Raw genomic sequence first — 20945 nt, forward strand, 5'->3', positions numbered from 1 at the left:
TGCCATGTTAGAAAAGGGTTTTTGATAAAGATTGACCAATCAACTACCTCGAACTACTAAAAAATCGGAAACAACTTCCGATTTTGACATCTTGTATATTATCTCACATTATAAGCCTTCATTGTCCGAGCAATGTCTCTATTTTGCTCACGAAGTTTAATGGATTCACGCTTGTCATAGTCGTGTTTCCCTTTAGCCAATCCTAAAAGTAACTTGGCATAACCGTCCTTAAGATAAACTTTGAGGGGAACCAAAGTCATTCCAGTTCCTTTGGTTTCCTGCTCTAATTTCTGGATTTGCTTTTTATGCAATAGCAATTTTCTCCTACGTTCGGGATCTTGATTCCAAATATTTCCTTCTTCATAAGGAGCTATATGGACATTACTGAGCCAGACTTCTCCATTTTTGATTTGAGCAAAGCCGTCTTTTAGGTTAATTCGTGCAGTGCGTACGCTTTTAATTTCAGTTCCAGTTAAAACCATGCCCGCTTCAATCGTATCAACAATCGTATAGTCGTGACGCGCTTTCTTATTTTGAGCGACGACCTTTCCTTCTCCCTTTGCCATTCTTGCTTCCTTTCTTAGCCATTTCTTTATAAAACGGTTTCTTACTCTTATTTTTCTTTGATTTCTTATCCTTAGAAATGATTCCTTTTGAAGATTTGCTCTTTCGCTCTCCGTCACCGCGATAAGACTGTTGACGTCCGTCTTGCTTGAACTTGGAGTGTTTTTTCTTTTCAATTACATCATATTCACTAGGTAGGTATTCAAAGTCAATCTCTCCCGTAGCCTTATCAGCCCGAACTAGCTTAATGTGAATCTGTTGACCGACACGGAAAACAACACCTGACTTTTCACCCTGTAAAGTTAGATTGCGTTCATTGTAGTGGAAAAATTCTGGCAGGTTGGTTACATGAATCAAACCTTCAACTGTGTTTGTAAGTTCAACAAAAAGACCGAATTTAACAACGCTTGACACAATACCATCAAATTCTTCTCCCACAAATTCTTCCATAAACTCAGCCTTTTTCATAGCTTCTACTTCTCGCTCTGCTTCAATAGCTCGCCGTTCCCTGCTGGAAGACTGACTGGCAATATCTGGAATGACTTGTTCAAAATGCTCTGCTATTTCTTTAGAATGCCCATAATCGCGCACCATACGGTGAACCAAAAGGTCTGGATAACGGCGAATCGGACTAGTAAAGTGAGTATAAAACTCGGCTGCCAAACCATAATGACCGCGGTTGTGCTCTGAGTAACGAGCCTGCTGCATGGAGCGCAAAAGCATCATAGACAGCACTTCCTCATAAGGCTGACTGTGGACTGCTTTCATAATATCCTGAAGGGCAGATTGGCTCATAGAATTAGCAGTTCCGTAAACCCGAACGCCAAAAGTAGAAGCATAGTCAATAAACTTCTGTACTTTTTCAGCCTTAGGTTCTTCGTGGATTCGATAAATAAAGGGCAGGTTTAACGTAGCAAAATGCTCCGCCACTGTTTCATTGGCGACTAGCATAAAGGACTCAATCATACGCTCCGCAAGTCCACGCTGGCGCAAAACAATATCTACTGGACGCCCGGTCTTATTGACCAAAATTTTAGCTTCTTTCGTATCAAAATTAAGAGCTCCACGTTTGTATCGCATCCGATCAAGAATTGTATGAAGTTCCACCATTACTTCAACACTCGGTAAAATCGCTTTAAAAGCTGCTCGTTTTTCCTCATCTCCTGCAATCATGTCATTCACATCGCTATAGGTCATACGAAAAGTAGTTTTAATGATTGTTTGAGTAATAGTATGCTTGATAACTTGACCTTTTTGGTCAATCTCCATGATAGCCGATTGCGTCAGCCGATCTACATTAGGATTAAGCGAGCAGATGCCATTGGACAGGCGCTCAGGTAGCATCGGTATTACACGGTCAGTCACATAAACCGATGTCGCTCGGTTGAGGGCTTCCTTGTCCAACTCAGATCCTTCTTTGACATAGTAAGAAACATCTGCAATGTGAACTCCTAGTTCAAAATGCCCGTTTTCCAGCTTCTTGATATGAACTGCATCATCCAAATCTTTCGCATCCGCCCCGTCAATGGTAAAGGTAATTTCATTACGCAGATCTAAACGTCCTTCAAAATCTTTTTCAGACAGCGCCTCTGGAATCGCTGATGCTTCCTTCAAAACTCTTTCTGGAAACTCAGACACAATATCCATGGACTCCAAAACTTCCAGAACATCAATTCCTGGATCATCCTTATGACCGACCACATCTAAAACATTAGCTACAAAAAAGTCATGCTTTTTAGTTGGATATTTATCAATCTCTACTTTTAAAATCTCTGTTCCATCCAAAATCAAAGCAGGCTTCTTAATATAAATAGGTTGACTGATTTTCTGATTTTTTGACCGAATATAGCCAGCATACTTAGGCTTCTCTTCGTCTAAGATAAGCTGACCCACTGCTGTTTTCAAGCTGTGTTCCAAAACATCAATAACCTTGGCTTCAGCAGATGTTCCCTTGCTGCGATCTGCAACCTTAGTGATTGCAACTTCTACCGTATCACCATCAATCGCATAGTTGACATCATTGCGACCAATAAAAAGATCATCCTCTTCTTCATTTAAGGTAACAAAACCAAAGCCATTTTTATGGGCGTGAAAGATTCCTTTCAAGGTAAGCATTTGCTTTTCTTTGCGAAGCTGGATTTTCCCTGCATCGCTAAAGGCCAGCTGACGTTTTCGCTCCATTTCAGAAATCGTTTTGACTAGGTTTCTAAAGTCTTTCGCCTTTTCTTTCCCTAATCCCTGCGCCAGTTCATCCATACTAGCTTCTTTTTTTTCTCTTAAATAGCTTAAAATTTCTTCTTTCATTCTTTCCTTTTTTCTTATGTTTTCTAAACTTTAAGTCGCCTTTACTCATCTACTACAGAAAAAATAGGCAAAGACAAAGTCAGAGCCCATTTTATTTACTAGATAAGATTGTCAGCATTAATGCAATCAACAACCAAAAGAAAACCATCACTCCCGTCAAACGCTGCATAACTGCTTCAAATCCTCTGGCTTTTGGTCGTTCAAACAAATCACCCGCACTTGCGTCAAATACATTACTTGATTGATTTTTGGTTGGTTGCATAAAAATTGCAATTAAAATAAATACTGATAAAATCAATAAAATGGTTAATAATAAATTATACATATCAAACTCCTTAAAATCTCATCTATTCTACCATAAAATTTATTTTGATTCAAGATGTAAGGTCACTTTTCTTTCTTTGGGACAGTATTTTAATACCTCAACCTTTTCTGGATGTGTTTTCATATTTTTACTCGTTAAATAATTCTGACTGCCGCAAGAAGAACACTTTAAATTAATTTTTACTCGCACTGATTTCCTTTGCTCCTAAATATTTTCTAAAACTAAACAATAAAAAGAAGAAGTTCAATAAAGCTAAACCTGCTGTGCTATAGAAAACCCAATGATAGCCAAAATGAACAGAAATAGCTGACCCCATTAACGGTCCAATAACGCCACCAATATAAAAGAAGGTTTGATTGTAACTGAAAATCCGTGAAATACCTTCTTGGGGAGTAATTTTATTGAGCAGAGAGCTAACTCCAGGCAAAAGCGCACCCGTCCCCAGACCAAACAGAAAACGATAAATTCCCAATTCAAGTGGCGTACCAGCCCTCGCACAGAAAATATAAATTACAAAACTATACAAAAGAGCCAGCAGAAGCAAACGGTGATTTCCCATTTTATCTCCTAATTTTCCCAGCCAACTAGATGAAAATATGCTTGAAATGCCCATTGCTGAAACGATTGCACCAGATACCAATAACAAATTTTCTTTTTGTCCTAAAGAGCGGATATAAAGTGTCAAAATAGGGGAAATGGACTGTCCAATCATCTGAATCACCATGCTAGTAATGAACAAACCAAAAAGGATTGATTTTTGAGGAATTCGCTGAAATAGTTGCTTGGTCGAAACTTCTTTTCCTTTAGAGACAGGATGAAAATCTTCTTTTATCCCAAAAATGGTCCACAAAGTAACAACAAACAAGAAAAATCCAACCAAAAGGAAAACATTTCTCATTCCCAAACTTTGAGCTACCATTCCTCCTAAGAGTGGTCCCATCAGAGTCCCCGCTACGACACCTGTTGACAATGTTCCCAAGGCATATCCAGAATGTTTTTTGGGTGATTGGCTGGCAATCAAAGCCGTGCTATTCGGTACATAACCAGAAAACACTCCATTTAACAGTCTCAATACAATGAGCCAAAATACATTCGGTACAAAAGCCAAGCCTCCCATCGTAAAGGTCATTGCAAAAGCTGCCCGAATCATCATTGGTTTGCGACCGTACCTATCAGCTAAACTTCCCCAGACAGGCGACAAAAGTGCGGCTGTCAAAGCTGTACTCGAAACCGCCAAGCCTGAATAAAATTCAACCATAGAGCCTCTGGCGCCTAATTCTTCCACGTACAAAGACATAAAGGGAACAACTAGTGACAGGCTAGCACCTATAAAAAAGTTCCCCAGCCAAGCAATCCATAAATTCCGTTTCCAATTCACTTGATTCTTAATAAAATCATCTTCTTTCCAACTTGTTTATAACACAGAATAATAAAAACATCACTCTGCCTTTTTAATTCTTCTGAAGATCCTAGTTGTGCATTTTTAATAATGATTTTCCCAGCCAGTCTTTAAAAATTTTTTATAATCAATGTTCAATTGACACAATTCTTATCCTTTGTCATTAACCAATAATCAATCTATTAAACTACTTTGAGCATCATCTGAATGATAGCCTATCTAATATAGGGTTGTCTATACTAAAAATGCATTCTTAAAGCAATCTTTCCTTGGGGGGGTTCGTTCATCACATATTGGATGGATTGAGAAACCTGAGTAATGGGATAGACCTTATCAATGAAAGGTTTGATTTCTTTCTTCATCACTAACATCTGCATTTCATTATAATAAGCTGCTCTTGGTTTTAGAAAGTAACTAAAATAGCGAACCCTTTTTGAAAAGAAAGATTGCAAGAATGAAGCAGGCAGATAGCTCGCTCCTACACCTACTAGAATACCATCTTTTTTCAAATGTGCCTTTAGTATCTTCCAATCAACATGTCCATTAACGGCTAAAATGAGATCATCCTTTCCTGCTGCTTTCTCAAAGTCATCATGTTGATAATCAATGACTCTATCACGTCCCAAATCAGTTGCCATCTTCAAATTGCGCTGGCCGCATACACCGGTTATAGATGCTCCTAAAGCTTTGGCGTAACACACTAAAAGGTGCCCTACACCGCCCGAAGCACCATAAATTAACACTCTGACCAGACTGCAATTGCCCTGTACATAAAGCGCCTATGGCTGTCTTAGAGGCACTAGCTAAAACAGCTGCTTCTTCATATGAGAGGTAGCTTGGTTTAAGTACAGTCTGCTTTTCTTCCAGTAAAGCATATTCAGCCCAAGCTCCGAAAGCCATGAAACCTAATGTTTGACCAAAGACCTCATCTCCTTTTTTAAAGTTTTGAACTTGTTCTCCAACTGCTTCGACCTGCCCTGAAACTTCACCTCCCAAATTTTTTCCTTTACCTCCAAAAAGAAGGGTTGTTCGAGCAAACAAAGACAGTTTTTTCCCTTTAAAGCGCTCATAGTCAACATTATTTAGAGAAGAATAGTTTACTTTCACTAGAATCTGGTGTTCCTTAGGAATGGGGCGTTTTATCTCTTTTACTTCAAAAGCATTCCCCAAATCGCCTCCTCTATAAACCATTGCTTTCATCATTTCTTAATCTCCTAAGCTTCTTATCAATCTGTTCTATCAGCTCTTCTAAATTGCCATCATTCTTGATTACAAAATCTGCATAAGGAACTTTATCCTCCAGCTTCATCTGACTGGCAAGGCGTTGCTGCGCTTCTTCTTGTGAATAGCCATTTCGTGCCTTCAGCCGCTTGATTTGTGTCTCTGGATTCACGTAAACCAGCCAAACCTCATCAAACCAGTCTGCATAATCCTGCTCAAATAAGAGCGGAATATCCATAAAGAAAGTCTCCTCAGTCTTAGCCAGTTGGTTGCGTCGATTGGCTAACTCTTGCCGAATGATATCATTTTGTAGCTGGGAAGATTTCGCTAAATTTTCTTGGCTAGAAAAAATGAGCTGAGATAGTTTAGGACGCTCAAGCTCACCTGCTTCGTTCAAGATAGCAGACCCTAGCCAGCTGACCAATGCTTGATAGAGTTTACCGCCTTTCGCCTGCAATTCATGAACCACCTGATCCGCATCAATGACCTGATAGCCCTTTTGCCTGAGATAATTTGTGACTGTCGATTTGCCAGAAGCAATACCGCCTGTAATTCCGATTATTTTTGCCATGTCCTACCTCATTTTTTGACAATATGGACAAAGGTGAGTTCCACGACCAGCTAGTTTGATTTTTTCAATTTCGTGACCGCATCTAGTACAAGGTTGGCCTGTTTTTCCATAGACTTGCAGGAAATCCTGCATGGTTCCGTCTTCTCCCAAAGCATTGCGGTAGGTGCGAATGGTTGAACCGCCTTTTTCAATACCTAGCTGCAAGACTGCAATAATCTGCTTGCGTAATTCCTCTGCTTCTCCAGCAGTCAAACTTTTAGCTGCTCTTGCCGGATGAATCTGCGCCCGCCATAATACTTCATCTACATAGATATTGCCAAGACCAGCTACTAAAGTTTGATCCAACAGGTAAGGTTTAATCAATTTCTTAGATTTTTTCAGAGCGGTTTCAAATGGCAGTAAATGAAAATCTGATTCAGTCGGTTCTGGTCCTAGCTTTCGCTCAGTAAAATAGGATGTTATTTGTTCTTTTCTCAACAACTCCATCGTGCCAAATTTCCGAACATCCTGATAAACGAGGCTGCTGCCATCTGTAAAATGAAAAATTACATGAGAATGCTTCGTCAACTGGACCTCTTCAGGATAGAAAAGATACTTTCCTTCCATGCGCAAATGCGAAATCAGCACCCAATTCGTCAAATAAAAAATCAGATACTTGCCCCGACGCCCAACAGCATCAATGCTTTGCCCCGGTAATTCTAAGACAAAAGGATCTGCCCCCGTTCCAATCATCTTGGCATAACGGACATCTACCTTTTCAATCTCTTTTCCTTTAACCAGCCGCTCTAAACCACGGCGTACCGTTTCTACTTCTGGTAATTCGGGCATAAAATCTTTATCCTTTCTTATCCAAATGTAACATATAATGAACAGTTCGACTTATTTCTTCAAATTCCGCACTCTTGTGAAAAGCTTGACTGACTGCATTGTCCATATCACAATCTGAAGCTAGCTGGTACACTCCTTTTTCTTTCGCCCACGACTGTGCAAACTCTAGAAGTTGATGAGCGATGCCATTTCTTTGAAAAGCAGGTGCTACCGCTATGCCTTCAATATATGCGATAGGAAGTTGCTCTGCTCCTTCCACATACTCCGAACGCATAGATAAGCTGATCCAAGCAACGGCTTCTCCCTCTAAGTAGTATAAAAATTCATTAGGAAATTTGCCTTCAGAAAATGCTGCTAGTAATTTCTTTTTCTCTATCTTCCAAGCTAAATGAGCAAAGTAAGCCCAGTCAGCTAGTTGAGATTTTTCGACCGCTCGAATTTCCCCTACCATTATCTTTTTCACTCTTCTCTTCCTAGCAGGCGGTGAGCATAGATTGCCTGACCTGAATGCATAGCAGCATCGTCAATGATCGATACTAAACGATTCCCACGTTTAATAGCTGGAGTCCAATTCTCATCAACAACATCGTCCAAACTGTCTTCATTCACCTCTGATAAATAAGCAATTGTTGCCGCAACCGCATCAGACAGATAGTCTTTGAGCAACTCAATATCTGTCACCACAACTTTATGCGCTTCTTGAGGAGTATGGTGCCAATCTTCCGTATCATCTGGCAAATCCAAGGCAAACTTTTTCTTCCAACCTTTAGAGAACCAGACTGGCTCGGTCTTAGCTAAACCAGCAATCTGAAAATCCAGCTCCCGCGCCGTATGCCAAGTCAACTAAGTCACAGACTTAATGGACGGAACTGTATCCGCAACCGGAAAAGCATTCGCTTCTTCCACAGATAAATTAGCCAGAACCGATAAAAAACGCTCCTCGGCTCGTTCCACATTTTCCACTAAAAGATTTACAAATTCCATTGCCCTACCTCCTTAAAAAATAAATTAATCACGGATTATATGTCAATCTCAACTCAATGTCCCATCGCAAAGTTGTCATCAAAATACTCAGCTAACATCAGGCGATGCTTACTACTCACAGATTCTAAATTCTCAATTTCTTCCTTAGAAAAGAAACGCAGGCGTAGAGTTTCTTCATTGTGAAAATCTGCAATATTCACTGATGAAATCGCCGCCAGCTCATAGATGAAGACAACCGTCTGCACCGCATCACCATTCGGATAAACTTCCTCGAAATTACTGTAAACATTGAGAAAACGAGTAGCTTCTACTTCAATGCCAGTTTCTTCAAAAAATTCACGCTTAGCAGTATCAAGAGTGGATTCGCCAAGCTCCATTGCACCGCCTGGAATAGACCATGTTTTCTTATCCCCGCGTAGTTGCAACAGCACGCGTCCCTCGTCATCTGCTAAAATACCGCCAGCAAAGGTCAGAATAACCTTGTCATGCCCAACCTTTGAGCGAATGTAGGAAATGTAGTCCATATTTAGAAACCTTTTAATTTATCTGGAAATGCTCCGTCTTGAAAAAAGTAGCGGAGTAATTGTATATGCGTGTCAATATCACTAAACAGCCACGCATGCCCTTTATTTGGATAATAGGCACGATCACTCAATCTGTTTTTTCTTACCAATTCTTTATGAGATTCATGAATTGACTTCGATTCTTTACCGCCCGAAACAAAGAAAACAGGATTGTCGAAATTTGCAGTAATCCTCAGCAGATTTGCCTGTAACATTGCTCGGCGAAAAGACTTAGCAGAAGCCCTTTGCAAATCCATTATGAACTAACGATAGCTCTCTTCAGGTACACCATCTTTCTGCATCATTTTTGCCATAAGGTTGCCCATTAGCTTAGTGTTTTTTAATAACGACATGATGTAAACACCGGCAATGACTTTGCGGTAGCCTTTTATAGGGTGGTGACAGGCAACGTCAACAATCGCTCTATCAAATAAATCAGCATGTTTTTCCAACAATTTAAGAACGAGACCGCCTCCCAACGATAGTCCAACAAGGTGCGGCTTGCCGTGAACCCTGTTTTTGATAATATCAGCAATCATTTCTGTAACATCATTAAAATTTGTCCACTCAATGTCGCGGCTAGAAGCAGGTCCAGGCAAATCAACAGCTATACAGTGAAAATCATTTTTTAACTCAGCGATATGATGTGCCCACATCTGACTGCTAGAACCAGACGCATGCAAAAGGACAATACTTTTATCATTTTGGTGACCTTTTTCTGCGACAAATAACGACCTCATCTTCCTCAGCCTCTAATACTCCTTTTTGTTATATCCAAAATCTGCCAAGTCTAGCTTTTTGTCCCGCCAGTTTTTCTTGACTTTAACCCAAGTTTCAAGAAAGACTTTATCACCTAGCATGAGTTCAATGTCGCGGCGTGCTAAAGAGCCGATTTTCTTAAGCATAGAGCCGCCTTTACCGATGATAATGCCCTTTTGACTGTCTCTTTCCACCATAATGGTAGCGCGGATATGCACTTTGTCAGTCTCCTCATCCCGCTTCATACTGTCAATGACCACCGCCACCGAATGCGGAATTTCTTCACGTGTCAGCAATAAAACCTTTTCCCGAATCATCTCAGAAACCAAAAAACGCTCAGGGTGGTCGGTAATCTGGTCAGCTGGGAAATATTGGAAACCTTCCTCTAATTTTTCACTTAAAATATCAACTAGATGCGAAACATTATTGCCTTGAAGAGCAGAAATTGGCACAACTTCCTTAAAGTCCATCTGCTTGCGGTAATCATCAATCTGACTCAGCAGCTGATCCGGGTGTACTTTATCAATTTTATTGATAACCAGAATAACAGGAACTTTAGCCACTTTTAAACGCTCCATAATCATATCATCACCCTTACCGCGTTTTTCATCGGCAGAAACCATAAAAAGAACTGTATCCACTTCACGCAACGTGCTGTAAGCGGATTCCACCATAAAGTCGCCCAAGGCAGTCTTTGGCTTATGAATCCCTGGCGTATCAATAAAGACAATCTGCTCCTGATCTGTCGTGTAAATTCCCATAATCTTGTTACGAGTCGTCTGAGCCTTATCACTCATGATAGCAATCTTTTGCCCCATAACATGATTTAAAAAAGTAGACTTTCCAACATTTGGACGTCCTAAAATAGCAACAAATCCTGATTTAAAGGTCATTTTTCACCTCGTTTATTCCTTATTAGTCTAATATAAGAAAATCGGAAAGGATTCTCCGATTTTCATGTTAAAAAAGTAAATTCCAAATTTTCGGAACGAAAATAATCAATCCTGTTATAACCGCAAAACCCGAAACAACCAAAACAGCTCCTGCTGCCATATCCTTGGCATTTTTAGCTCGCATGGAAAAGTGATAATCACTAGCTAAATCTACCACATTTTCAATAGCAGAGTTCATAATCTCAAAAGAAATGACTAGAAAAATACTCAAAAAGAGAAAGAGCCACTCTATCGCAGATACCCGAAAAAACAATCCTGCAAGCACGACCGCAACTGCTGAAACAGCATGATTGCGCATATTGCGCTCTTCTTTGATTGCTGTAAAAATCCCTGTCAGAGCAAATTCTAAACTCGAAATCACATCTCGATTTTTCCATTTGCGTTTATTTGTATTATTGTCTTGTAAGTCCATAAGCAGTCAAAATTTCTTCCTGTAAACCAAACATTTCCGCCTCTTCTTCCGGCGTATAGTGATCGTATCCATTGATATGCAGAAAACCATGTACTGCAAGAAAACCCATTTCCCGCTCAAAGCTGTGACCATATTCTTCTGCTTGTTCACGCGCCTTATCTATGGAAATAAAGAGCTCTCCGATATAGGCATCAAAATCCTCTAACATTTCCGCCAGCTCAGGATTTTCTAGTAAATCCTCCTCGTCAATAGCAATGTCCAGCTCGGGCTTGTACTCCAAGCTGATAACATCTGTCGGACGATCTGTATTTCGATATTCCAAATTCAGCTCATGGCTGCGCTCGTTGGTAACAAATGTCACTGCCATTTCTTTTTCTTCTTTGCCAATCTTTTTAGCAGCAAATTCCAGTATATCATGTGTTTGCTTGATGATTTCTTCTGAAACTTGCCCTGTCTCGTCGACCATTTCTATATACATATTACACCCACTTTATTAGTATCACTTCATTATACCATATTTCAGATAGGGATGCTTGATTTATAAATCATTTACTATTTCGTTCTGCTCTTTATTTCATATTTTTTCTTTCAAAACTTATACTTGTTGCTGGAGGCGGCTCATTTGCGCATAGATGCCATTTTGTTTTACCAATGTATCATGTTGCCCTCGCTCCACAATCTTTCCTTCAGAAATAACCAAAATTTGGTCTGCCTCTTGAATGGTGGATAAACGGTGAGCGATGATAAAAGTTGTTCTCCCCTCTTTTACAACAGCCATTGCGTTTTGAATCATTTCTTCGGTTTCTGTATCAATATGGGAAGTTGCCTCATCCAATATTAAAATTTTGGGATTAGCGTAGAGAGTTCGTGCAAATGAAATCAATTGCCGTTCACCGCTCGAAAATGCTGCCCCTTTATCCCTTACAGGTTCATCAATTCCTTTTTTACAACGAGCCAGCAAGTCCCCTGCACCGATCTTTTCTAAAGCTTCCAGGACTTTTTCACGATTTATGCCTGAATGAGTCATAGCTACATTGCTTGCTAGCGTTCCCGTGAATAGATAAGGATCTTGCAAAACAATTCCCATGTGACTACGAAGACTTTCCCGAGAATATTGTTGGATGTCTTGTTGATCAATATATATTTTCCCTTTTTGGGGATCATAGAAACGATAAAGTAGGTTCATGATAGAAGATTTTCCAGAGCCGGTATGTCCCACCAAAGCAATTGTCTCTCCTTGATTTGCCTTAAAGCTAATATCGTGCAGGACAGTTTTTTCTTTCTCATACGCAAAGCTCACATGTTCAAACACAACCTCACCTTTATTGACTACTAGCTGGGCTTTCTCATCCGCTTCTTGAGGTTGATCTAGCAATTCTAAAACTCGTTTTCCTGTTTCCAATGATCGTTGTACATACGGGAAGAGTCGAACCAGAAAACCCATCATATCAAATAAATCAATAATATAATTGAGATAGACAAACAGTACACCTGCGGTAATAACGCTATGACCGCCTAAAAATTGCTGACCAACTATTGTCAAAATAACAGCAAGCACTGTATTTTTTAAAAATTCCGTTAGTGGCCAAGACGAAAGAGCACTTACCCATACAATTTGTTTATCAGCTTGGCTCATTTTTCGGGCAGTAGCATCAAATTCTGAAAGAACTATTTTTTCCTGATGATATAACTGTATCAGACTAGCTCCATACATCAATTCATTCACCTGATTATTGATATCACTCCGTGAATCATAAAAGTCTTTCATCGGCTTGTCCGTTAGTTTTTTATAAAATACCTGAATTCCATAAAAAGCAGGAAGCAACATCAAAAGTATCGAGGCAGCAAGCGGACTAAGGTAAAACAATAGAGCGTAGGTAAAAACAATCCGAAGAACTTGAATCAAAACACTAACCAAACTAGCATAAAATTGTCTTCGTAAGGTTTCCGTATCATTTACAATTCTGGTTGCAATCTTACCTGCTGGTTTATCATCAAAGTAAGAAATCGGCAAATTTTGCATAACCCAATAAGCTTCATTCCTCAGATGTTCTGCTACTTTGTTTCCACAATGCGCTAAAAGGCGATCACCTAAGTAAGTCAGTATGCTCCCCAAAACTACAACAATTATGTATAATCCAGCTAATTGCAAAAGCTGAACCTGACGATCTTTTCCGCTTCCAATCTGTGTAAGCGGTCCGTCTATCATATTTCTCAAAAAGAGAGGGGACAGTTGGATAGTCACCGTTGCTAAAACAGCAATTCCAACCGCAAAAAAGAATGCAGTTCGAACAATTCTTAGTTCTTTTAATAAACGACTAATGATACTCATTTGCTCCCTCCTTTCTGATGTTGCTGCCGCTGATATTGTTCGGCATACCAGCCTCCTTTATTTAGCAACTGGTTCGGTGTCCCTTCTTCAACAATTTTTCCATCTTCTAAGACAAGAACCCAGTCTGCCTGCTGGATAGCTGACAAACGGTGTGTCACAATGATCGTTGTCTGATTAGCTCGCATATCCTGAAGATTTTTGATAATTCGACGCTCTGTTTGAGCGTCAACTGCTGACAAAGAATCATCCAAAACAAGGACTTCTGGATGTCTAATAAAAGCGCGTGCCAAAGAAATTCTTTGTTTTTGACCGCCAGATATTGACACTCCCCTCTCACCAATAAGCGTTTCCAGTCCGTCTGGCATTCGTTTTAAATCTTCTGAAAATGCCGCTGTTTCAATAACCTGCTCAATATCACTTAATGTCGCATTTCTCTTACCAAAGGCAATATTGTCTTTGACGGATTTTGAAAACAAAATATGCTCCTGAGGGACATAGCCAATCATTGCTTCAATCGATGGACGTGAATAGTGACTGACGGATTTTCCATTTATCTGAAATGTACCTCGTCCAACAGGATATTGCTGAAGAAGCTGACGAACTAAGGTTGTTTTACCAGATCCTGTTTTTCCAACAATACCATACGTCTTTCCTGCTTCAATTTGCCAAGCTATGTTACGCAAGCTAGGTCTTTTTGTTTGTGGATAAGTGAAATGATAATTCTGAAAACGAATAGAGATAAGATGTTTTAACTCCTCTTTGCCACTCATTTTCATATCATCTGTCGTTTCAATCAATTCTGTGACCTTTTTAAAAGACGTCTTCCCCGTTTGATAGACCAAGATAAAATCCGACAACATCCAAAAAGGTTCAATTAGGCTAATCATATACAATTGAAGAGCAATCACTTGCCCAATTGTCAACTGTCCCGTTTTTATAAAAATAGCCCCAATAAGAAGCACAATAATCGTTGATAAAGCGATAAAGACCGAGGAGAGCGGTGCGTAAAGATATTGAATACCGGCAATTTGATCACCAACCTTAGATAAAGCTTTCGTGCGCAATTGGAACTGTTCTTTCTGAGTTGTTTTCTTGCTATAAGCACGCGCAACCCGAACTCCCTCTATCGTTTCCAGTACCTCATCATTCAAAGATGCGACTGCTTCACGATTATTTTCGACTAGTTTATCTTGTTTTTTCCAAGAAAATAAATCCAGATCATCAATATCATAAGCGGAAGCATAGCCAACAAGCTAATTTCCTATGAGATAAAAAACATGGTCGGAATGACAAAGGCAATCATACCTCCAGCATATAAGAGAATGACAATCCCATAACCAGCCATCTCCATCATCCCCTCAACATCTGTGGAAAAGTGCGTTAAAATATCGCCAGAACGAAACTTTTCGTAGAAAGGCGTTCTCATAGCTACCAATTTCTCAAAAGCTCTTCTTTGCATGAGAAACTTATAGTCAATCGACGACTGAAATATTTTTAAATGCCAATAGTAAGCCGACAGATAGTTGCAAATTGTCACCAAAGCTAACAAACCAACATCTCTAATTAAATTCTGCTGTGTCAAAGTATGATGCGACAGATGATCTATCAAACGCTGAATCACCTGTGTTGGAATCAACATGGTAAAATCATACAATAGTAAAACCAGAGCAATGGATAAATATAACCATTTATGCTCTTTTATATATCCAAATAAACTTTTAATCATCCTAATCCTTCCCGAAACGCACAAAAAAGCCCAAGACAGAATAAACCTGTCCTGAGCTTACTTGTTTTTATTTATTTTTTCATCAAAAATAAACTACAATGGTTTGCTAGAAAGGAGTTCTGTCATACGATATACCTGAGTGTTATTTTGTTTTACATTGTTCATAATACCGTTCTCCTTTCTGTTCTTATTAGTTAATACTTTAACATTAAAAGAAATGCTTGTCAAGAATATTTGCAAAAGAACCCTCCCAAAACTGAATGAATTTTCTGCCTTAAAATCAAGATTAACAATTCTTTGTAATAGCAATTTCGGCTGCAATACGTCCAAAAGTAAAAATATCAGTAAGGAAATTACCACCCAAACGGTTTCCAACATGCAATCCGCCAGCTACTTCTCCAGCTGCATAGAGACCTTGGATAACTTGTCCTTGTTTATTGATAACATGTATTTCCGTATCAATCTTAAGCCCACCCATAGTATGGTGCACGGCTGGTTTTCGAGGAGTGGCATAAAACGGTGCTTTTTCAACCTTGAGGTCGAAAGCTCCCTTTTCAAATTCAGGATCATAGCCCGCATCAACATAAGAATTGTAATCCTTAATAGTTTGAACAAAGACTGCTGGATCCACACCAACTTGCTCTGCCAATTCTTCCAAACCATCTGCTCGGTAGAGTGTTCCATTCGCTACCTGCGCATCAATCTTTTTCTTGACTGGTATTATAAGCTGTTTCTTTGATATTTTCATCTGCATCTGCAATCAGATAGAAAAAAACCACCATTGTCAATTGCTGCCTGAACTCATTTATACCGACTACCGTACTCATCTACAAAACGTTTTCCTTAAGTATTGACCATGATGAAGTTAGCCGGAGGCGCCTGTAATCGGGGCAGATACCAGCATTATTTGATAGAAGTCCAAACCGACTAGGTCTGTACCAACGCTTTGACCTAAGAGAATACCATCACATATAATAGCTGGTGAATTTGATGTCTTAATATCGTCACCAATGCAAAAAAGCCCATTAAAATTGGGCTTTTTCCTGTTCCTCATGCTAATTGCCGGGATTGAACCGGCGACCTCATCCTTACCATGGATGCGCTCTGCCAACTGAGCTAAATCAGCAGTCCCTATCTACTATATCATGCAGAGAGGTACTTGTCAATAGATTTGAAAAATGTTTTCATTAAAAGAAAAAAATTTTGCTAGAACGTTCCAAAAAGAACCTAGTCACCATTGAAATTTCCTATAAATCTAACATTCACATCAGTATTTTTCAAAATAATCTTTCTTTGTCAAACGATAATAAGCTCTCTGAGAAATTCGGCCTTCCTCGTGCTCATCGAGTGCTGCGTATGGGTCAATATGGGAAAACTTCATACCAGCCTTTTCCATAACTCGTCCTGAAGCTGGATTTTCCACATCATGGAGAGCCACCAACATATTCATATTCAAACTTTCAAAAACCAACTGGATTATTTCTTTCAAAGCTTCCGTTGCCAAACCCTGATTCCAGTAATTCTTATGAATCACATAGCCGATAGCCGCCTTTTTGAGGACCGGATCTAGCTTGTGTAGGTCAATGCTGCCAATCAGTTTTTCATTTTCTTTTAACTCAATTCCCCAATTTCCAAGTGGTCTCCCCATAAATAAACGAGCAATAATATTTTTAGTTTCTTCCAAATCTTTATTAGGTAAAAAAGTGTAGCGAGTATTTTCTTCATCAGAGGAATATTCAAACATATCCTCAGCATCATCTAAGGTCACAGGCCGCAAGAGCAGGCGCTCTGTTTCCAAAGTTCGGTTTTCAGCTAGCTTTAGATAAATACTTTCCATCTTGAATGAACCTCCTTTTTTGTCTCATACCATAACATAAATATTCACCGAAATCAATGTTTTTTGATTTCGCTTTGATTTTTAAAGCGTTTTCATATACAATAAAAACATCTCAAAAAAGGAGTAAATCTATGTTAATCGGTATTCCAAAAGAAATTAAAAACAATGAGAATCGTGTTGCTTTAACACCAGCTGGCGTTCATAGTCTTGTCCAAAAAGGTCATCAGGTTTTAGTTGAAACCAAAGCCGGCCTTGGTTCTGGATTTACAGATGCCGACTATAAAGCACAGGGAGCGACAGTTGTTGCAACTGCAGCCGAAGCTTGGGCGGCTAATCTAGTTGTCAAAGTCAAAGAGCCCTTAGCTACTGAATACGGCTTCTTACGTGATGACCTCTTGCTTTTCACTTATCTGCACATGGCTGCTGCACCTGAATTATCCGATGCGATGATTGTGGGCAAAACAACAGGGATTGCTTACGAAACCGTTCGTGACCAAGAAAAAAACTCCCTCTGCTCGTTCCTATGAGTGAGGTCGCAGGGAGAATGGCTGTGCAGATTGGAGCTCACTTTTTAACCAAACAAGGAGGTGGTTCTGGTGTACTACTGGGCGGTGTTCCAGGTGTTCCTAAAGGAAAAGTCACTATCATTGGAGGGGGCGTTGTTGGAACACACGCAGCTCGCATCGCTTTAGGACTGGGAGCGCATGTCACTATTCTTGATATCAGCGCTAAACGACTGTCAGAACTAGAAGACCTTTTTGGTCATCAAATCCAGACCCTTATGTCTAATTCTTTCAATATTGCTGAAAGTGTCAAAGAGGCCGATGTAGTGATTGGAGCAGTATTAATCCCTGGTGCCAAAGCTCCCAAGCTCGTTACTGATGAAATGGTCAGTAAAATGCGATCTGGATCTGTTATTGTAGATGTAGCTGTTGACCAAGGTGGAGTTGTTGCAACTGCTGATCGTGTAACCACTCACGATGAACCTGTCTATGAAAAACATGGTGTACTTCACTATGCCGTTGCAACATCCCAGGTGCTGTTGCCCGTACATCAACTCTTGCCCTTACAAATGTAACACTTCCTTACATTGAAGCTTTGGCTGACAAAGGTTTTGAACAAGCTATAGCAGATGATTTGGGGCTACAACAAGGAGTGACTACTTATAAAGGTTATCTCACTAGCCGACCCGTCGCAGAATGGCTTAATCGTGACTACACCGATATCAATGATTTAGTATAAATTATATATGTCTTTTTGACTATCTTTTTATATCTTCTTAAATGTCCGCAAAGCCTTATTTTATCGGCTCTACGGGTATTTTGCTTTTGTGGTAAACCTCACATATCTAGGCTTATCTTCTTATATTTTCTCTATCAAACGTGGTTAAAATCGTGGTAAATACTTCTATGCAATTAGACGCTGAACCTCTGATTTTGCGGTATCTATGGACGCATGAGCGTACCAGTTCATTGTGATACTGATATTTGAATGCCCCATGATATACTGTAAATCTTTCGGGTTCATGTTCTTGCTTGCCAGTCTTGTGCAGAACGTATGACGTAGCGTATGCGGTGTGATATGTGGCAAGGGGTTATCCATGTGGTGCTTGTTGTATTTCTTTACCATACGGACAAATAAAGTGCTGTAATCAATCGCAACTTTTGGCTTGCCCTTATGATTGACAAATAGGAAGTTGCCCCGTCCGTCTATCACAAATGGTTCTGCCTTTGGACGTTTTTTCATAACCTGTTGAAATGCCTGTATCGTTTCTTTGCTTAATGGTACTTGCCTTATTCCGCTTTTTGTTTTAGGCGTTTCAATATAATAGCCCTGTTCCTTGCTTTTTAGTAACTGGTGGTCGATAATCACTACCTCATTTTTGAAATCAATATCGGTTATTGTTAGTCCGCACAGTTCCGAGATACGAAGTCCTGTCTTTAACAGTATCAGCACATCATCATAATACTTGTGATACACGTTGTCCGTCTTGATGAATAACAGTAGTGCTTGTTCCTGTTCCACTGTCAATGCGACTTTTTCTTTGGTATCATTTTCTATGACTTCACTCAACTTGAAATCAAAGGGATTTTTCCTTACGCAATCGTCTTGTATCGCGATATAGAATGACGCTTTTAACGAGCGTTTATGGTTGTTAATGGTATTGTAGGAAAAGCCTTTGTCTTTCATGCGTAACGCCCATTCCTTAGCGTCAGAGGGCTTGATTGTGTCAATGCTCCTAGCACCCAACTTGTCCTCTTTCAATAACCGCATGAGCTGTTCCCGTTGTTTCTGTGTGCTTTTCTTCACATTTGCCCTCTGTGCGTTCTGTTTGGCGTAGAGTTGGCAAAGCGTCATTTTCTTGCCTGTGCTGTCGATACCGTCCTCTATATCCCGTCTTATCTGCTGTTCCAGTTCACGAAGTGAGGGTTTTTCCCGTTTTCCCTTTGGTGTCGGGTCTGTGGGTGTCAATCTCCAAGCATACACATATTTTGTGTTTCCAAATGCGTCCACATATTTATATAAGTATTTCCCGTCTGTTCGTTGGCTCTCTCCAGTATGCAGGATACGTCCTTTGCTATCCCGTCTTTTTTCTTTCATGGTGTCTGCTCCTTTCCTTGTTGGAAAGAGCCTTGATATGACTTGTTTTCATCATAACACATACAAGGCTCATTTGCATTAGATTGCGTCCAATTTATCAATAACCTTTTCAAACTGTCGGCGTTTAATCTGTATGCGGTTGCCATTCATAATGAGCCAGCCAGCGTCCTTGTTTTCCTCTGCCAATCGTCTTAACTTGTTTTCTCCGATACGGAAATACTTTGACGCTTCTTCAATGGTAAGGGTGTATTTTTCCCATACGGGAATATCGTTGTTATTCATCAGATACCCCCTTTCCCATGTTTCGTGTCATACTGGATATAGGGGATAAGGTCGGTGCGGTTTATCATCTGTAAATGTGCGGTTAGTTTACTGGAAAGGGAATTACTGTATCTTGCCTTATCAAGCATAGTTCCCACTTTTTCCAGTCCACCCAATGCGTCATGTTCTTCCAAGAAGTAAAAACTTTTGACAGCGGAAATCACGCCACCCTCTGTGAGCCATTGCTGTGTTTCTTCAAGGGAATTTTGCTGTTTTGGTACTTGCAGTTTTAAGACTTCCACAGCCCCTAAAAAGCGTTCCCAAAACCGACAAGTTTTCCACCTGCTCTTATTACTTTCGTTTCTGTTTGGTACGACAAAGCGTAGGTTGTTTGCCAATAGCCCGAAAGCCAGTTCTCCCAGTTCCAGCGGTCTGTCCTTGAATGTCATGGCAAAAGCATGAGCCTTATCATCACGCAGTTGCATTTCTGTCCGTTTCCAACTGCCGACTTCATCAAGTGTCTTATTATGTTTTGAACAGACTTCCTTATCCTTGTCATAAAAGCGGTAGGACAATCCCGATTTCCCAGCACCGATATAAACGGTCTTTGCGGTGTCGAAATCATCAAACTTGCTTTCGTCAAAGTGGTAGCCCTCACTATTCGAGATAAATTCCTCTTTTTCGCATTTCTTCTTTATCTGCTCTATGGTAAAAAATGGCTTTTCGTTCTTATCATCAATGGCAATATCCAGTCTAGTGAAATGGAAGTTATCCAGTCCATATCTTCGCTCACAATGTTTGAACATATCTCCAAAGGTATAATTCCTACTATCAAGAATACGGAAAATATCATCACAACCTCTGCCAGTCATAACAAGATAACAGCCTAGCCCTTGTGGGTTGTCCTCTGTCTTTCTTGCGTCCCCCGATACATAAATATCTCCAATCTGCCAGCGTGCTTGATAAGTCTTGAATTTTATCGTTGCTGGATAGACATTGAAAATGTCAGTCGGTAAACCTAAAATGTGCATGATGACATCTTCTGCGTTTGCAGTTTCAAATACAATGCTGATGTAATCAATCTTAACGGATAAATTTTCGTGTGTTGCGATACTTCATTACTCCTTTCGTATGCCCCGATTTTTTGCGGGGTATAAATTGCATTTTTTCCTTTATTTATCACAGTTTCTAGGTACTATGACATGTATACGCAGGGCGGTGTTACATGTATACGCAGGGCGGTGTTACATATACGCCCTTTACGAACGCCTAAAGGCGTTCCCTTTCTTCCTGTGTCTGCCCCGT

General features: G+C 40.0%; 19 protein-coding genes, 1 tRNA gene and 5 pseudogenes. 1 reads left to right on the plus strand and 24 read right to left on the minus strand.

All coding sequences use genetic code 11. From position 1 onward, the window contains the following. Positions 1 to 98: 98 nt before the first annotated feature. The 21 genes and pseudogenes from smpB to HMPREF2933_RS04290 form a co-directional block, all read right to left on the minus strand. Entirely contained in the window at positions 99 to 566 is a 468-nt protein-coding gene (gene smpB / locus HMPREF2933_RS04185; protein WP_024051602.1) for an SsrA-binding protein SmpB, read from the minus strand. Next, positions 529 to 2868: a ribonuclease R gene (gene rnr, locus HMPREF2933_RS04190; RefSeq protein WP_024051603.1), complete on the minus strand. Its 2340-nt coding sequence runs from the start codon at positions 2866 to 2868 to the stop codon at positions 529 to 531. The genes smpB and rnr overlap by 38 nt, the downstream gene beginning before the upstream one ends. Before the next feature lie 91 nt (positions 2869 to 2959). After that, positions 2960 to 3193 (minus strand): preprotein translocase subunit SecG, encoded by a 234-nt coding sequence (gene secG, locus HMPREF2933_RS04195; RefSeq protein ID WP_003024744.1) that lies wholly within the window; start codon positions 3191 to 3193, stop codon positions 2960 to 2962. Positions 3194 to 3232: 39 nt separating this feature from the next. Next, positions 3233 to 3382 carry a 50S ribosomal protein L33 gene (gene rpmG, locus HMPREF2933_RS09690; protein ID WP_003024746.1) on the minus strand — a complete coding sequence of 50 codons (150 nt, stop codon included), beginning with the start codon at positions 3380 to 3382 and terminating at the stop codon, positions 3233 to 3235. Continuing rightward, entirely contained in the window at positions 3366 to 4571 is a 1206-nt protein-coding gene (locus HMPREF2933_RS04200) for a multidrug efflux MFS transporter (RefSeq protein ID WP_180363719.1), read from the minus strand. The genes rpmG and HMPREF2933_RS04200 overlap by 17 nt, the downstream gene beginning before the upstream one ends. A gap of 260 nt (positions 4572 to 4831) precedes the next feature. Continuing rightward, entirely contained in the window at positions 4832 to 5335 is a 504-nt protein-coding gene (locus tag HMPREF2933_RS04205) for a zinc-binding dehydrogenase (protein ID WP_224784519.1), read from the minus strand. Continuing rightward, entirely contained in the window at positions 5220 to 5795 is a 576-nt protein-coding gene (locus HMPREF2933_RS04210; RefSeq protein ID WP_070672569.1) for an alcohol dehydrogenase catalytic domain-containing protein, read from the minus strand. The genes HMPREF2933_RS04205 and HMPREF2933_RS04210 overlap by 116 nt, the downstream gene beginning before the upstream one ends. Further along, complete coding sequence (coaE, locus tag HMPREF2933_RS04215) at positions 5773 to 6384, minus strand: dephospho-CoA kinase (protein WP_070672570.1); 612 nt, start codon at positions 6382 to 6384, stop codon at positions 5773 to 5775. The genes HMPREF2933_RS04210 and coaE overlap by 23 nt, the downstream gene beginning before the upstream one ends. A gap of 3 nt (positions 6385 to 6387) precedes the next feature. After that, entirely contained in the window at positions 6388 to 7212 is an 825-nt protein-coding gene (mutM, locus tag HMPREF2933_RS04220; RefSeq protein WP_070672573.1) for a DNA-formamidopyrimidine glycosylase, read from the minus strand. A 7-nt stretch (positions 7213 to 7219) separates the two neighbouring features. Further along, positions 7220 to 7663 carry a GNAT family N-acetyltransferase gene (locus tag HMPREF2933_RS04225; RefSeq protein ID WP_042753932.1) on the minus strand — a complete coding sequence of 148 codons (444 nt, stop codon included), beginning with the start codon at positions 7661 to 7663 and terminating at the stop codon, positions 7220 to 7222. 8 nt (positions 7664 to 7671) lie between these two features. Next, positions 7672 to 8196 (minus strand): annotated as a pseudogene (locus tag HMPREF2933_RS04230) (DUF664 domain-containing protein). Between the two features lie 53 nt (positions 8197 to 8249). Next, entirely contained in the window at positions 8250 to 8720 is a 471-nt protein-coding gene (locus HMPREF2933_RS04235) for an NUDIX hydrolase (RefSeq protein ID WP_024051611.1), read from the minus strand. A 2-nt stretch (positions 8721 to 8722) separates the two neighbouring features. Next, a pseudogene (locus HMPREF2933_RS10315) lies at positions 8723 to 9499 on the minus strand (alpha/beta fold hydrolase). Positions 9500 to 9511: 12 nt separating this feature from the next. Then, the gene (era, locus tag HMPREF2933_RS04250) at positions 9512 to 10411 is read right to left on the minus strand and encodes a GTPase Era (protein WP_070241659.1); all 900 of its coding nucleotides are present in this window, start codon (positions 10409 to 10411) and stop codon (positions 9512 to 9514) included. Between the two features lie 67 nt (positions 10412 to 10478). Further along, complete coding sequence (locus HMPREF2933_RS04255; RefSeq protein ID WP_024051615.1) at positions 10479 to 10883, minus strand: diacylglycerol kinase family protein; 405 nt, start codon at positions 10881 to 10883, stop codon at positions 10479 to 10481. Beyond that, complete coding sequence (gene ybeY / locus HMPREF2933_RS04260) at positions 10864 to 11361, minus strand: rRNA maturation RNase YbeY (protein WP_003024775.1); 498 nt, start codon at positions 11359 to 11361, stop codon at positions 10864 to 10866. The genes HMPREF2933_RS04255 and ybeY overlap by 20 nt, the downstream gene beginning before the upstream one ends. Positions 11362 to 11478: 117 nt before the next feature. Next, complete coding sequence (locus HMPREF2933_RS04265) at positions 11479 to 13215, minus strand: ABC transporter ATP-binding protein (protein WP_070672576.1); 1737 nt, start codon at positions 13213 to 13215, stop codon at positions 11479 to 11481. Further along, positions 13212 to 14941: pseudogene (locus tag HMPREF2933_RS04270) on the minus strand (ABC transporter ATP-binding protein). Before HMPREF2933_RS04270 ends, HMPREF2933_RS04265 begins: the two are co-directional and overlap by 4 nt. Before the next feature lie 286 nt (positions 14942 to 15227). Beyond that, positions 15228 to 15953, minus strand: a pseudogene (locus tag HMPREF2933_RS04275) (FAD-binding protein); the annotation flags it as partial. 41 nt (positions 15954 to 15994) lie between these two features. Beyond that, positions 15995 to 16067, minus strand: a tRNA-Thr gene (locus HMPREF2933_RS04285). A gap of 141 nt (positions 16068 to 16208) precedes the next feature. Then, complete coding sequence (locus HMPREF2933_RS04290) at positions 16209 to 16778, minus strand: GNAT family N-acetyltransferase (protein WP_024051621.1); 570 nt, start codon at positions 16776 to 16778, stop codon at positions 16209 to 16211. Positions 16779 to 16909: 131 nt separating this feature from the next. On the opposite strand from HMPREF2933_RS04290, the pseudogene ald reads away from it, so the two are divergent. Then, a pseudogene (ald, locus tag HMPREF2933_RS04295) lies at positions 16910 to 18020 on the plus strand (alanine dehydrogenase). A 165-nt stretch (positions 18021 to 18185) separates the two neighbouring features. Here ald and HMPREF2933_RS04300 read toward each other — a convergent pair. From HMPREF2933_RS04300 to HMPREF2933_RS04310, 3 genes are all read right to left on the minus strand, one after another. Further along, complete coding sequence (locus HMPREF2933_RS04300) at positions 18186 to 19379, minus strand: site-specific integrase (RefSeq protein ID WP_009256968.1); 1194 nt, start codon at positions 19377 to 19379, stop codon at positions 18186 to 18188. A 78-nt stretch (positions 19380 to 19457) separates the two neighbouring features. Further along, positions 19458 to 19661, minus strand: coding sequence for an excisionase (locus HMPREF2933_RS04305; protein ID WP_002610247.1), 204 nt, complete (start codon positions 19659 to 19661; stop codon positions 19458 to 19460). Then, positions 19661 to 20722 (minus strand): replication initiation factor domain-containing protein, encoded by a 1062-nt coding sequence (locus tag HMPREF2933_RS04310; RefSeq protein ID WP_306807484.1) that lies wholly within the window; start codon positions 20720 to 20722, stop codon positions 19661 to 19663. Before HMPREF2933_RS04310 ends, HMPREF2933_RS04305 begins: the two co-directional genes overlap by 1 nt. Between the last annotated feature and the right edge of the window lie 223 nt (positions 20723 to 20945).

The sequence above is a fragment of the Streptococcus sp. HMSC066F10 genome (assembly GCF_001813805.1).
Lineage (GTDB): Bacteria > Bacillota > Bacilli > Lactobacillales > Streptococcaceae > Streptococcus > Streptococcus vaginalis.